The sequence below is a fragment of the Nostoc sp. genome, from assembly GCF_036919595.1.
Classification (GTDB): domain Bacteria; phylum Cyanobacteriota; class Cyanobacteriia; order Cyanobacteriales; family Nostocaceae; genus Nostoc.
This window is the reverse complement of the sequence record NZ_JBALCO010000016.1, coordinates 1-13,964: the sequence shown is the minus strand read 5'-3', so window position 1 is coordinate 13,964 and position 13,964 is coordinate 1. Positions and strand designations below refer to the sequence as shown.

Genomic DNA, 13,964 nt, shown 5'->3' with positions numbered 1-13,964 from the left:
AATTTAATATAACTTAGCAATAATCGAGCGATCGCTGTTCCTTTTGGATGTAATTGCTATTAAGGCGGCAATCTGCTAGATATCAGCCTAGTTTCATCCCAATTTCTCCACCTAAAGACAGTAGATGAAGTTTTGTCTGAGTAACTATAAGGGATGAAATAGCTCTGCTTTCCAAAAAGTGAAAAAGGAACAGATTTTTATGACATTTGATTACGACCTGTTTGTCATTGGTGCTGGGCCTGGAGGATTGGCAGCAGCTAAAAAAGCAGCTAGTTACGGAGTCCGTGTAGCTGTTGCTGAACAAGAAGCCATCGGTGGAACCTGTGTAAATCGCGGTTGCGTTCCCAAAAAACTGATTGTTTACGCTGCTGACTTCGCCCTGCAAAATCAAATAGCGCAGAGTTATGGGTGGAGTGACTGTCAAAGATACTTTGACTGGACATTATTTATTAAGTCAGTACACCAGCATATTGACAAGATTAACCAATCCTATTTTCAGCAATTGCACAAAGCTGGAATTGAACTAATTTCTGAGTATGCCACTTTCATCGATACCCATACTATCAATATCGATGGACACAAAGTTACAGCAGACAAAATTTTAATTGCTGTGGGAGGACAACCCCTCAAGCCCCAAATCCCAGGTATAGAATACGGCATCACATCCCGCGAGATGTTTCAGTTGCCTTATCTGCCGAAACGTTTAGCAGTCATTGGCGGCGGCTACATTGGCGTAGAATTTTCCAGCATGATGCACGCTTTTGGCTGCGAGGTGACGCTAATTGAAAAACACGAAATAATTTTATCAGGGTTTGATAATGACATTCGCTCTGCGGTACAACAAGGTTTGAGCAAACGGGGAATTAAGTTGTTCACCAACAGCACCAGTCAGGAAATCAAATTCTCAGAAGAAGGTTTGTTGTTAACTATTACTGGTGAGAACCGAGAGATAATTATAGCAGATACCATCTTAGTAGCCACAGGTTACGCTCCAAATACCAAGAATCTTGGTTTGGAAAATGCCCATGTTGAACTTGGTGAAGATGGTGCAATTAAAGTAGATGAATACAGCCGCACCAGCCAAGAAAACATTTTTGCTGTAGGTGACTGCACCAGCCGCCTGCAATTGTCTCCAGTGGCCAAGGCAGAAGGTATTGCCTTTGCCGATACAGTTTTTGGGAACAAGCCACGAAAACTGAATTATGATTATATGCCCACTGCTGTTTTTTGCCGACCAGAAGCGGCTAGTGTAGGAATGACAGAAGCGAAAGCACGGGAAAAATTTGGTGAATCTGTACAATGCTACTGCACCCAGTTCCAACCACTGTTGTATCAGCTAATCGAACAGGATGAGCCAACCACTATGAAGTTAGTGTTAAATGGTGATTCTGGGCAAGTTTTGGGCGCTCACATGGTGGGTGAACACGCAGCAGATATCATTCAAAGTCTGGGTGTGGCAATTGGCAAGGGCATTACTAAGGAAGATTTAGATGAAACTATAGGCATTCATCCTACGACAGGAGAAGAATTTTTGTTATTAAATTGAAATCATGTGCAGAACTGAGTGATATCATGTCAGCTAGATTGCTTATTAAACCCGAATCACCCCACCCCGCCAAAGCTACGCTTTGTCTTCCCTCCCAAAGCGTCGGCTACGGTGTACACACAAGTCGAAAAAACTTCATCTACCAAAGATTTGCAGTGAAGCAGCGCTACGGGAGGGTTTCCCTCCGCAGGCGACTGGTGTTAGCGCAGGATTAGCGACGCAGGAGCGTTACCCGTTCGCGTAGCGTCTCCTGTCTTGAGAAGGGTGCGTTACGCTAGCGTGACAAAGCTAAATTCTTGCAATCATGGCGTACGCATTTATTATTTCGGCGTACGCATTTATAGCGCTTCTTGTTTTAATGCAGTACACCATGATAAACGGTAGGGGCACAGCAATGCTGTGCCCCTACTAACGCTTGTATTTGACGCAAGCGAGAACGGCTATATTATTTCGGCGGACTCATTTGTTATTTCGGCGTGTCTATCCCTCTTCTGTCACTCTCCGGAAACTTTTGCCATTTCTGAATTCTAGAGCTTTTGTATAGCAGGCGATGTCTACGACGGGCTACGCCTACGCGCGATTCTTTTATAATAACAAATACAAGACCAATTTTTTTCTAATAGTATAGCTTGTATTGGTTGCCTCATGAGGCTTCTAGCGATCGCCCTCCGGGAAAGTGACAGAAGAGGGCTATAGCGCACCCTACGAAACTATTAAAAGAGTTGAAACCTATGCTGGTCATAGTTGTATGTACACCGTAGCAAAGCATCGGAAAGGAGATTAAGGGGTGGGGTGCAATGACTATGGAATCATAACGAATTACCCGGACATGATATGAAGAAGACACGACGAGGGGGAGAAAGAATTATTGCCGAATAACTCTTTCTTTTTCCTCCCCTGCCTCCCCAGCTTATCCGAAACGGCCCGCGTCTTTCTCAAGTAGTTTCTGAGGATGATTCTGAGCAAGATTTTGTGGGAGCGGCTAAGTCATCTAAAGTATTCATTAATGAGTCATTCTGTACCATGGGGTATCTAGTTTGGAAGTTTACAATATCGTCAAAAGCTTCAAGATCCTCAAGAGCCTCTGATGCAGACTGATATCGCTGTTTAAAGTCATCCAGCACCATTTTACTAAGAATCTGAGCTAGGGAGTGGCTCACCTGGGTGCGATCGCTCCATTTTATCTCTCCATCAGGATCTCGAGAAAGCTCACGGGGTGCTATACCAGTCAAGGCTTTAATTCCAACCATGCCGACTGCATAGATATCACTACTGTAGTGTGGTCGCCCAAAACATTGCTCGCTTGGTGCGTAACCCTGAGTACCAATGCCAATGGTGAAGGGGATTTGCTCTTGATGATCAAGCTGTTTTGTGCTGACTTCTTTGACAGCTCCAAAGTCAATCAGTACTAGTTTACCATCTGAATGTCGCCGGATGATATTGCTGGGTTTAATATCCCGGTGAATCACGTTGTTTTTATGGACAAATATTAATGTTTGCAATAAGTCCCTGACAATTTTGATAACTGCAACTTCTTCAATTGCTCTACTTAGTGGCAATTCCTGATTTAAAGGATGACCAATTATCTGTTCTTGCACTAAATAAAATTCTTCATCTTCTTCAAAATACGCTAATAGTTGAGGGATTTGACTGTGCGTTCCCAATTTTTCTAGTGTTTGCGCCTCTGAGTTAAATAAACGTCTGGCAAGTTGCAAGGCTTCTGGTTTGGTGCTGGCTGGTTTTAGTTGCTTGACAACACATCGCGGATTACCAGGACGTTGGGTATCTACGGCAATGTAGGTTTCGCTGAATCCACCGGAACCGAGAACTTTGACAATTTTGTAGCGTTGAGCCAGGACTTTCCCTGATAAGGCTAAATCTCGTTGCTGGATTAGGTCTTGTAAGTCATTTTGTTGGCTAATAATCTCTTGGACAACGGGAGAAGTTTTATACTTCTGAAATATATCTAATAATTGGCGTTTTCTGATGCTTTCCCTGACCAATGAGGTTGTGAGATAGGAAAGTCCAGTCATCGCGATCGCGATCATTGGTAAAGTAGTAGGGAAAATTAACTCACTATAGACAAATAACCCATAACTAATTCCTACCCAAGTGCCAGAAAGGGCAAGGCTATATAGAAATCTATTAATACTACGTTTGCGTCTGCTAATCATCAAGGCTGTACTGCCAACTAGAATTAGCACAAACAAACCTCGCAATGGTGCACTGTTAATTCCTGGGGCGATCGCTTTACCTTGCATCAAAGTTGCGATCGCATTGGCATGAATTTCTACGCCCGACATGGGTTGAGTGCTGTTGCTAGCAGCGACTGGATAATAATCATTGTTTAACTTATCTGTCGCACCAATCAGCACTATTTTGTCTTTGAAGACCTTTCCCTGTTGTAAATAGGTGTTCCAGTTTTCTGGGTCGAGTACATGCCAAAAGGGTATTTGCTCAAATGTACCCGCAGGCCCCCAAAAATAAATGCGATCGCCCTTTGGTTGAGGATAATTTACTTGTGCTGCCTTAAGCGCTGCTTCATCAAAAGAAGGTAGCTTCTCGATCAAATTATCTTCAGTTAGCAACTTAGAAAACTCACTCGCCAATCGATCAACTTTACCATCTACCCCTACGGGGAAATTTACTGAGCCAATGGATACTGACCCTTTACGAAACATCTGTTGTGGGTCTATGAGTTGTATAAAAGACCCTTGGTGCGTCTGGGAATTTTCGTAGGCGGCTGCTAAGGTAACTTTGCTGCCATATTTTTGTAATACTGCCTGGAGTTGGCGATCGTCAGTAACTCCATAACTGCTTTGCGTGTCAAAAAGGACATCCACCGCTACAGAGCGGACACCAGCTTTGATTAACTTTGTGATTACCTGAGCATATGCAGCACGTTTATAAGGATAAGATTTCAGTGTTTCTAGGTAGGCATACTGTTTCGGATTTGTTTTATAGTACTGTTCGGGAACTGATATTGACTGATCGTCTATTGCTAAAATTACGATGTCTTCTGGAGGCACAATCGACCCACGCAGTTGAAAAAAGCCAGAAAGCGCCTTATTTTCCATCACTTGAACCAAGTTACCAGCAGAAGCACTCAGCACTCCTGCACTGATTGCCCAAGCACCAGCAAGGAGATGACCTAAGCGAACCATCCATCTAGATTGGCGAGCCGATGCTGTTGAGGTTACTTTTGTCGGTTTACTTAAGTGTCTATTGGCAGCAGAGACATGGTTTTTAGTTAAGGTAGATGTAGGTTCTTCTGCCATATCGTGTTACTGATTGATTTAAGTCCAACACTTTTATTTATTCAGACCACGTTTTAGTACAAGCACATTGAAATAAGACTTAAATGACAATTTTATACATTTGTAAAGTATCTTCTATTCATCAACAAACTTTTATTGGCACTGGCCCCCAAGAGATTCATACTCAGGTAGTTTAAGTTATTCTTTTCCTGTTGAGTAAGTTACAAGTGGTAATTGTCTCACAGATCAGACCCGGATATACTTCGCCTCTGCACTTGATTGCGGCAAGATTTTACCCTCGCCTAACCAACAACTACGCTCTTAACTGGGTGTTTGACCAGAAGCTGTCCCAAGTCGGTCTTCTGTCTTTGGCGCAATATTGGTACTTCCCACAAAGCGTGTCCTGATACTGACAGCAAAACTTATAGATAGGCATTAATTTATATCCTACCCTAAGCCTATGCTATCCCTCTTTAGGAGTAAACTTTAATGTTATACAGCGATAAATCCTGTTACTGGTTCAATTTTATTGGTAGATTTTGATCACAGGGTGGCTCTTGCAGTGCCGGAGGTGAATAAGGTTTAGCACCTAGGATCTCAACTCCAATGTTGCATCCGTTTTTATGCCTTGAAAGAGGTAGGATAAAACCTATAGATGAAGAGCTACTTTATAGATATTAGCAAACTTGCTATTTGAAAATTGCTATAATCTATTGTTCCATCTAAATTCATTTATATTATTAGGTGTAAATTTGTATGGGTTCTCCAATGAATCGTCTGTCTATTTTTGTAGACGGAAACAATATGTTCTATGCTCAACAAAAAAATGGCTGGTTTTTTGACCCGCGGCGAGTCTTAGAATACTTAAAACATGAGCAATCAGAAACAACCTTAATTAATGCATTCTGGTACACTGGTTTAAAAGACCCACAAGATCAGCGAGGTTTTAGAGATGCTCTAATTAGTTTGGGATATACAGTCCGAACTAAAATTCTTAAAGAATACTATGATGATACTTCTGGTCGGTACTCGCAAAAAGCGAATTTAGATATTGAAATTGTTGTAGATATGTTTAATACAGTAGACCAGTATGACCGAGTAGTATTATTCAGTGGCGATGGAGATTTTGAAAGAGCAATCGAATTATTACGCTCAAAAAATACACATATTACGGTAGTATCAACAGAAGGAATGATAGCTAGAGAGCTACGCAATGCTACTGATAGATATATAGATTTAAATGATATCAGAGATCAAATAGAAAAAACCGAAGGTTAGTAGTCTTAGCAATTATTTACAAAAGTAAGAGTAAAAGAAAAACTAAGGTTGAAGATATTTTGAGCTACAAGTAACAATTAAACAACAAACGGCAAATGACAAACAAAATTGATCGAATCATCATTTTTGATACTACACTACGAGATGGAGAGCAATGTCCCGGAGCGACTCTGAATATAGACGAAAAACTAGTTATTGCCAAGCAATTAGCGCGTCTGGGCGTGGATATAATTGAGGCAGGCTTTGCCTTTGCTAGTCCTGGAGATTTTGAAGCAGTTAAGAAAATTTCCCAAATTGTGGGGACAGAAAATGGCCCAGTAATTTGCAGTTTGGCAAGAGCGATTAAAGCAGATATTGAAGCAGCCGCAGAAGCGTTAAAACCAGCAGTTAACCCCAGAATTCACACATTTATTTCGACTTCTGATATTCATTTAGAGTATCAGTTGCGGAAGTCACGGGCAGAAGTGCTAGCGATCGCCGAGGAAATGGTAGCATACGCCAAATCCTTCATGACAGATATAGAATTTTCACCAATGGATGCGGCTCGTACCGATCCAGAATTTCTTTACCAAGTGTTAGAGCGAGCGATCGCAGCTGGTGCAACAACAGTTAACATTCCCGATACTGTGGGTTACACCACACCTAGCGAATTTGGAGCCATAATTAAGGGCATTATCGAAAATGTTCCCAACATCGATCAAGCGATTATTTCCGTTCACGGTCATAATGATTTAGGCTTGGCAGTTGCTAACTTCTTAGAAGCCGTTAAAAATGGCGCACGGCAATTAGAATGTACGATTAATGGGATTGGTGAACGCGCCGGAAATGCATCACTAGAAGAATTGGTAATGGCGCTGCATGTGCGGCGGCAATATTTTAATCCCTATCTTGGCAGAGCAGAAGATTCTCAAGAATCCCTGACAAATATCGACACTAAGCAAATTTACAAAACCTCACGCTTAGTTTCCAATTTGACGGGAATGTTAGTACAACCAAATAAAGCGATCGTTGGGGCGAATGCCTTTGCTCATGAGTCTGGAATTCACCAAGATGGTGTATTAAAAAACAAACTCACCTATGAAATTATGGATGCCCAATTGATTGGCTTAACAGACAATCAAATAGTTTTGGGCAAACATTCAGGGAGAAATGCTTTCCGCACTCGGTTGAAAGAATTAGGCTTTGAACTGTCGGATACTGAGTTAAATAAAGCATTCGTCAGATTCAAAGAGGTAGCAGATAAAAAGAAAGAAATTTCTGATTGGGATTTAGAAGCGATCGTTAACGATGAAATCCAACAAGCACCTGATTTGTTCCGGGTAGAGTTGGTGCAAGTTTCCTGTGGTAGCAATGCCAAACCCACTGCTACAGTCACCCTTCGCACCCCAGAAGGTGAAGAATTAACCGATGCTGCGATCGGAACTGGCCCAGTGGATGCAGTTTACAAAGCCATTAACCGGGTGGTGAATGTGCCCAACGAGTTGATTGAGTTTTCTGTGCAGTCAGTAACAGCTGGTATTGATGCCATTGGAGAAGTGACAATTCGTTTACGTTATGAATCTAGAGTGTTTTCTGGTCATGCAGCGAACACAGATATTATCGTGGCATCTGCACAAGCTTATGTAAATGCGCTGAACAGGCTGTATTCTGCATTGCAAACTCAAGAAAAGAAACAGGAAGTAACTGCACAGAAAGTGTAAAAACAATCGAAACACAGATAAACATTGATGTTTATCTGTGGTTCTTTTTGCTCATATTCGGATTTTTGCAAAAAGTCAAGTCTATCGAGTTCATTATAAATATTGTTTACTTTTTTAGATTTTTTGATTTACCTTATATCCATAAAACTTTATTCTGAGAAATGATGTTTGTAGTTAGTCAATTTGTAGGAGTAGCGAAAAAACTCCAGAATTACCGCTTTGGGTACAAGATAGAGATATAGTCATTGCTCATGATGAAGAAGTACAGTGGCGAGAAGGAAAACGCCCAGATTATTCTTACACCAATGAATTTCTTCACCAAGAGAGTAAATTTCTGCATCCAGAAGGTTCTTTGGAAGCGATCGCCTAAAATTTAGTCAGCACTTTTGAGATGGAAGCTTCTAATAAATCTAATCCTCAATAGTGGCTTTCGATTGTTACTGATAAGTTTAGGATGAGTAGCAATGGTGAAGAAAAATACACTGCTGAAGATGTTGCAGTTCAAGGTACTTATAACTTATTTTTGGGTGAAAGTGAGCAGTACAACTCAAAATCAGAAACCTTTGAATCTTCAGTTCAAGTTTTTCATAACACTTTTCGTAATGGCTTTCTTTGGGAATTAACAGAAGTACTTTCGGGCCCGCCTAATGTTACTTTTAAGTGGCGACATTGGGGAACATTTAATGGTTCCTATAAAGACTATGCACCTACAGGAGAAATAGTAGAAGTGGTGGGAGTTAGTATTGCTCGCGTCACTGAAGATTTAAAGATTGAATCTTTAGAGCATTACTTTGATAGGAGTGCCTTTCTTCAGAAATTAACCGCAGGTGGTTGTCCCTTCCATTCCCAAAATCAAAACAGTCACTAATGTTTTTCTGGTAGTCAAATAGTTCGCTCGATCAGCGCTTTTAGTAAACAAATAGGAGCGCTTATCGAGTAAAACTGGTTTATAGATAAGCTTTGCCTTAGACATTACTTATGCTTGATCAGCATTAGTATTTAGACGCATCATGATTTTTTCTGGCTCTGTCAAATTTTTAAAACCATAACGCCGATAAAGTCCATGAGCATCTTTTGTGCCTAACATCCACCTTTGAACGCCTTGCAGTTCTGGATATTCCAAAATATATTCTACAAACCATTTTCCTAAACCCTGTCCTCAAAAAGGCTCCAAAAAACATCTTTTAATAACGTAGAAGTTATAGAATCAGTGAAGACTCTCGCAAAGCCAACTTGTTGATCAGCTTCATAAAGTCCAAAACATAAAGAATTATTTATTGCCTTTTCCACAGTCGCTAATAGGATGTTTTCAGCCCAAGAGGAACTTTCTAAAAAATCATGAATCATTTGAACATCTAATTTAGATTTATCGGTGTTGATGTAAAATTTATGTTTTAATTCTTCGTTCATTGGCTTGAATCTTTTATTTAATATATTAATGCGTAGGAGTTAATTATAATTCATTCTTGCAGTCAGTGCGTTGCAACCTAAGATGATGAAATTACTGAACCTTTAGCTAGATAATAAAGGCTATATTCAGTGTTCAAGTATATGGGTGCATCTACTATTGATTATGAATCAGCCGACAACAAAATCTTGGCAAGAAGTTCGCGCAGCTTTTAAAAAAATTTGGGGTTATGAAGATTTTCGTCCACCACAGGGAGAAATTGTCAGCAGTTTATTAGCACAAAAAGATGCACTGATTATTATGCCTACAGGTGGAGGTAAGTCGATTTGTTTTCAACTTCCTGCACTGCTACAAACAGGATTAACCTTGGTAGTTTCGCCCTTGGTGGCGTTGATGGAAAATCAAGTACAGGAACTACGACAAAGCCGTCAGAAAGCAGCGCTTTTACATAGTGAATTATCTTTATCTCAACGCCGTGCAACTTTGCAAGCTTTAGAACGTCAACAGCTAAGATTACTTTATTTATCGCCGGAAACTTTGTTAAGTGCGCCAGTCTGGGAAAGATTATGTCAACCACAATTGCAAATTAATGGCTTAATTTTGGATGAAGCCCATTGTTTAGTGCAATGGGGTGATACTTTTCGCCCAGCTTATCGCAGATTAGGGGCTGTGCGTCCTGCATTACTAAAATCAAAACCACCAGGAACAAAAATTAGCATTGCTGCTTTTACCGCTACTGCTGACCCCTCAGCCCAAAAGATTATTCAAACAGTTTTACAATTACAGCAACCAGAGATTTTTCGCTTGAATCCCTACCGTTCTAATTTGCATCTCAGTGTCCGCATTGCTTGGACACCACGAGGTAGGAAACAACAATTATTAAAGTTTATTCAAAATAGACCGCAACAATCTGGATTAGTTTATGTTCGCACTAGGAAAGATAGCGAGGATTTAGCCCAATGGTTAGCAGACATGGGTTATGTCACAGCTAGTTATCACGCAGGATTGGGTGCAGCAGAACGCCGTGCAGTAGAAGCAAGCTGGTTAAGTGGCAAAATTCCCTTTGTTGTATGTACCTGTGCATTTGGTATGGGGATAAATAAATCTGATGTTCGTTGGGTAGCCCATTTTCACGCGCCACATCTGCTATCTGAATATGTGCAAGAAATTGGCCGGGCTGGAAGGGATGGGAAACCGGCAGAGGCGTTGACATTAGTGAGTGAACCTACAGGGTGGTTAGATCCAGAGGATAAGCAAAGACAGGAATTTTTTCAAGAACAAATGCGATCGCAACAGCAAATAGCGCAGCAACTTGTGAAAAAATTACCAAAACAGGGAGAAGTGAATGCAGTAACACGACAATTTCCTGAAGGTGCGATCGCCTTAGCTTTACTCCATAGCAATGGTCAGTTAAACTGGCTTGATCCTTTCCATTACACCATTGGGCAAAAAGCGGGAAATCAGCCACTGACGCAATTACACCCCGCCAAACAAATGCATCAATATTTGACTACAAAGCAGTGTCGTTGGCAGTTTTTGTTAAATGCCTTTGGTTTTGACAAAGAAGCTGCTAACTTGCGTTGCGGACATTGCGATAATTGCCGTCAATAAGTCACGCCAAGGATTAGTCCCCAATCCGCTTGGGTTAACGATTGTTTGTAGTTGGCGCTGTCTTCGCTAAAGCGCCAACTACGAAGCTATCAAATCAAACTTGACAAATTAGTAGAACACCTCAGAGTGTAGGAAATAGAATATTCCATACAATAACTCCGTTCACGAGTATCAAAGGCTCGTCGGCGAGTATAAAAGGCTCATCGGCGAGTATCAAAGACTCGTCCGCGAGTATCAAAGACTCGTTCACGAGTATCAAAGACTCATTCACGAGTATCAAAGACTCATCGGCGAGTATCAAAGACTCGTCGGCGAGTATTACTCCCTTCTCGCTGGTTCCCTGTCGTGCGTTCCCGCTAGAATACCTAAATTTTTTTAACGAACCGCCAAGGACGCTAAGGACGCAAAGGAAAAGATAGGTAATTTTATTGCGGGAAGTTCCTAATATAAAGCTTTTTTCTTTCCCCTGCTCCCCTATCTATTCTCCAGCTAGGTTCATCCAATAGGATGAATTGTCATTTTCATAACCAAGCAACAATAAAGAGGTTAAGTAGAGGATGAAAATATGTCATCTGCTCAAGCGCCCTCCCTACCACCGCTGATTCCACGCGAAATTCTGTTTGGGAATCCCGAAAAAACCAGCCCACAACTCTCGCCTGATGGCAAGTACTTGGCATATATTGCCCCTGACGAGAAGAATGTCTTGCAAGTTTGGTTGCGAACTGTGGGACAAGAAGACGACCAGATACTAACTGCCGACAAAAAGCGCGGTATCCGCATTTTCTTCTGGACTTATAACGCCGACCAGTTGATTTATATGCAGGACTCAAATGGTGATGAAAACTTTCACCTCCACTTGGTTAATATTCACTCCAAAATTGTGCGTGACTTAACGCCATTCCAGGGTGTAAAAGCGGAACTTGTAGAACTGGAACCGAAATTTCCAGATGAAGTGCTGGTAGCGTTGAACTTGAACAATCCTCAAAAGTTTGATGTTTACCGCATCAACCTAAAAAATGGTGCTGTGGAGTTCGACACTGACAACCCCGGTAACATTATCAGTTGGACATCTGATGCCGATTTCCAAGTCCGTGCAGCAACAGCTAGCACACCCGATGGTGGTTATGACCTCTTATTGCAGAAAACGCCAGATAAACAGTGGGAAATTCTCCGCCACTGGGGGCCAGAAGAGGAAGGGAATTCTGTTAGCTTCTCGGCTGATGGTAAAACCCTTTATATTCAAGGGAATCATGATGCTAACGCCAAACGGCTGCTATCTGTTGATTTAGACACCCGTCAAGAAACCGTCATTGCTGAAGACCAGCAGTATGATGTTGTGGGGATAATCATTCAGCCCCTGACGCGAGTTATCCAAGCAGTTTCTTTCTACAAAGATAAACAGGAATGGCAGGTAATTGATCGCAGTATCGCCGCTGATTTTGAGGAAATCGCCAAGGTGCGTCCTGGAGAATTCTCTATAATTAGCCGCGACTTGGAAGATAAAACCTGGTTAGTAGCTTATAGAACTGACAATGGGCCAGTTTATTACTATGCCTACAACCGAGAGTCCAAAACTAGCACTTTCCTCTTTAGCAACCAACCCAAACTCGAAACGTTGCAGTTAGCTTCAATGCAACCGATTTCTTATGAAGCGCGGGATGGCTTGACTATCCACAGTTACCTGACAACTCCTGTGGGAATACCTACCCAAAATCTACCAACAGTACTGCTGGTTCACGGCGGCCCTTGGGCGCGGGATGTTTGGGGTTTCTCTCCCACAGCGCAATGGCTAGCTAACCGGGGTTATGCTGTTCTGCAAGTGAACTTTCGCGGTTCCACGGGTTACGGCAAAGCGTTTTTGAATGCTGGTAATCGGGAATGGGCTGGTACAATGCACGATGACTTAATTGACAGCGTGAACTGGCTAGTGGAACAAGGCATTTCTGATCCGCAAAAGATTGCGATTATGGGCGGTTCTTATGGAGGTTACGCCACCCTAGTGGGGTTGACTTTTACACCCGAAATCTTTGCTGCTGGTGTGGATATTGTGGGGCCGAGTAACCTAATTACGCTGATAGAAACTATACCGCCCTATTGGGAACCGATTAAGGCAATGCTTTATCATCGCGTTGGCAACTTGGAGACAGAAGAGGAGTTTCTCAAATCGCGATCGCCTTTATTTTTCGCTGACCGAATTCAAAAACCTTTACTCATTGGTCAAGGTGCAAACGATCCACGCGTTAAACAATCAGAAAGCGATCAAATTGTCAACGCAATGCAACAAGCTGGTTTACCAGTGCAATATGCACTTTACACGGATGAAGGACATGGTTTTGCTAGACCAGAAAATCGCTTGCACTTTTTTGCGATCGCAGAAGAGTTTCTCGCCAAATACTTAAGTGGTAGATTTGAACCTTTGGCAGATATTCCCGGTCATTCAGGAATAGTTAAATAAAGTTTCAAAACGGTGGTTAGTGTCATTCACCGACCACCTTAATATTTATAATTTGAAACAATTCATGCATACAACAACTGATTCCTAATTTCATCAGCTGTTAGTGTGCTTACCAGAATGCCAATCCGTTGCGCGACTTCATAAGCGTTTTTCTGAGGCACAACAATAATTCCAAAATGTTCTTTATTCTCATCTATATACTGGAGATGCAACCGCTCAAGTTCGACACGATTATGTGTCAAAATACATCTGCCTACAGAAGTTGCAAATTCAAGTTGTTCACGGTCAGTTTTACCGAGTGTTGCTTGTTCCGAAACAGTTTGATATCCAGACCACGCGATCGCAACAGTCTAGCAACCAACGCTGACATATCCTCATCGCTGTAAAGTGCAGCAAAAACTGTCACGGTGTTCCCAATATAGCTTTTACAGATGGATGTATTAATTCATCGGGTACTCGGTTTTGCTCGATGTATTCATGAATCTCCGCCTGATGATCGAGATAAAAACTCAAGGCATCAAACACTTGTGCGAGCGTCAGATGTGGCAAATGGTTCATAATTTCTTCTGGCATAATCCCCAACCGCCACAAACCGACAATGGTACGAACAGATGTACCTGACTTTTCCCGTTAAGTCTTGAAAGGCTTACTAGTAAAGGATTTAAGAAACAGCACAGCAAATACGGTAAAGTAATTGCAATCGAGTGCT

Annotated in this window: 11 protein-coding genes and 2 pseudogenes; 7 read left to right on the top strand and 6 right to left on the bottom strand. The window is 41.8% G+C overall.

What is annotated here, in order from left to right:
- Positions 1-199: 199 nt before the first annotated feature.
- Both gorA and V7K21_RS02200 read left to right on the top strand, forming a co-directional pair.
- Complete coding sequence (gorA, locus tag V7K21_RS02205; protein WP_335171190.1) at positions 200-1,546, top strand: glutathione-disulfide reductase; 1,347 nt, start codon at positions 200-202, stop codon at positions 1,544-1,546.
- 26 nt (positions 1,547-1,572) lie between these two features.
- The gene (locus V7K21_RS02200; protein ID WP_335171189.1) at positions 1,573-1,761 is read left to right on the top strand and encodes a hypothetical protein; all 189 of its coding nucleotides are present in this window, start codon (positions 1,573-1,575) and stop codon (positions 1,759-1,761) included.
- Positions 1,762-2,481: 720 nt separating this feature from the next.
- Here the strand turns inward: V7K21_RS02200 and V7K21_RS02195 are convergent.
- Positions 2,482-4,824 carry a CHASE2 domain-containing protein gene (locus tag V7K21_RS02195; RefSeq protein WP_335171188.1) on the bottom strand — a complete coding sequence of 781 codons (2,343 nt, stop codon included), beginning with the start codon at positions 4,822-4,824 and terminating at the stop codon, positions 2,482-2,484.
- Between the two features lie 735 nt (positions 4,825-5,559).
- On the opposite strand from V7K21_RS02195, the gene V7K21_RS02190 reads away from it, so the two are divergent.
- From V7K21_RS02190 to V7K21_RS02180, 3 genes and pseudogenes are all read left to right on the top strand, one after another.
- Positions 5,560-6,081 (top strand): LabA-like NYN domain-containing protein, encoded by a 522-nt coding sequence (locus V7K21_RS02190; RefSeq protein ID WP_273766051.1) that lies wholly within the window; start codon positions 5,560-5,562, stop codon positions 6,079-6,081.
- Between the two features lie 95 nt (positions 6,082-6,176).
- On the top strand, positions 6,177-7,781 hold the full coding sequence (locus V7K21_RS02185; RefSeq protein WP_335171187.1) for a 2-isopropylmalate synthase: 1,605 nt from the start codon (positions 6,177-6,179) through the stop codon (positions 7,779-7,781).
- A gap of 181 nt (positions 7,782-7,962) precedes the next feature.
- Positions 7,963-8,649 (top strand): annotated as a pseudogene (locus V7K21_RS02180) (SnoaL-like polyketide cyclase).
- Positions 8,650-8,757: 108 nt separating this feature from the next.
- Here V7K21_RS02180 and V7K21_RS02175 read toward each other — a convergent pair.
- Together V7K21_RS02175 and V7K21_RS02170 are read right to left on the bottom strand one after the other, a co-directional pair.
- Positions 8,758-8,904: a hypothetical protein gene (locus V7K21_RS02175; RefSeq protein WP_335171186.1), complete on the bottom strand. Its 147-nt coding sequence runs from the start codon at positions 8,902-8,904 to the stop codon at positions 8,758-8,760.
- 23 nt (positions 8,905-8,927) lie between these two features.
- Positions 8,928-9,191 carry a hypothetical protein gene (locus V7K21_RS02170; RefSeq protein ID WP_335171185.1) on the bottom strand — a complete coding sequence of 88 codons (264 nt, stop codon included), beginning with the start codon at positions 9,189-9,191 and terminating at the stop codon, positions 8,928-8,930.
- A 163-nt stretch (positions 9,192-9,354) separates the two neighbouring features.
- Here V7K21_RS02170 and V7K21_RS02165 point away from each other — a divergent pair, with 163 nt between their 5' ends.
- Positions 9,355-10,800, top strand: coding sequence for a RecQ family ATP-dependent DNA helicase (locus tag V7K21_RS02165; RefSeq protein WP_335171184.1), 1,446 nt, complete (start codon positions 9,355-9,357; stop codon positions 10,798-10,800).
- Between the two features lie 121 nt (positions 10,801-10,921).
- On the opposite strand, the gene V7K21_RS02160 is transcribed toward V7K21_RS02165, so the two are convergent.
- Positions 10,922-11,101: a hypothetical protein gene (locus V7K21_RS02160; RefSeq protein ID WP_335171182.1), complete on the bottom strand. Its 180-nt coding sequence runs from the start codon at positions 11,099-11,101 to the stop codon at positions 10,922-10,924.
- Between the two features lie 264 nt (positions 11,102-11,365).
- Between V7K21_RS02160 and V7K21_RS02155 the strand changes: the two genes are divergently transcribed.
- The gene (locus V7K21_RS02155; RefSeq protein ID WP_335171181.1) at positions 11,366-13,255 is read left to right on the top strand and encodes a S9 family peptidase; all 1,890 of its coding nucleotides are present in this window, start codon (positions 11,366-11,368) and stop codon (positions 13,253-13,255) included.
- A 62-nt stretch (positions 13,256-13,317) separates the two neighbouring features.
- Here the strand turns inward: V7K21_RS02155 and V7K21_RS02150 are convergent, their stop codons facing one another.
- Positions 13,318-13,596, bottom strand: a complete 279-nt coding sequence (locus V7K21_RS02150) for a DUF5615 family PIN-like protein (RefSeq protein WP_335171254.1) — start codon at positions 13,594-13,596, stop codon at positions 13,318-13,320.
- Between the two features lie 61 nt (positions 13,597-13,657).
- Positions 13,658-13,861: pseudogene (locus V7K21_RS02145) on the bottom strand (DUF433 domain-containing protein); the annotation flags it as partial.
- Between the last annotated feature and the right edge of the window lie 103 nt (positions 13,862-13,964).

Coding starts and splice junctions, on each gene's coding strand:
- V7K21_RS02200 (WP_335171189.1), top strand. CDS start 1,573: ATGTCAGCTAGATTGCTTATTAAACCCGAATCACCCCACCCCGCCAAA.
- V7K21_RS02170 (WP_335171185.1), bottom strand. CDS start 9,191: ATGAACGAAGAATTAAAACATAAATTTTACATCAACACCGATAAATCT.
- V7K21_RS02165 (WP_335171184.1), top strand. CDS start 9,355: ATGAATCAGCCGACAACAAAATCTTGGCAAGAAGTTCGCGCAGCTTTT.
- V7K21_RS02195 (WP_335171188.1), bottom strand. CDS start 4,824: ATGGCAGAAGAACCTACATCTACCTTAACTAAAAACCATGTCTCTGCT.
- V7K21_RS02190 (WP_273766051.1), top strand. CDS start 5,560: ATGGGTTCTCCAATGAATCGTCTGTCTATTTTTGTAGACGGAAACAAT.
- gorA (WP_335171190.1), top strand. CDS start 200: ATGACATTTGATTACGACCTGTTTGTCATTGGTGCTGGGCCTGGAGGA.
- V7K21_RS02185 (WP_335171187.1), top strand. CDS start 6,177: ATGACAAACAAAATTGATCGAATCATCATTTTTGATACTACACTACGA.
- V7K21_RS02155 (WP_335171181.1), top strand. CDS start 11,366: ATGTCATCTGCTCAAGCGCCCTCCCTACCACCGCTGATTCCACGCGAA.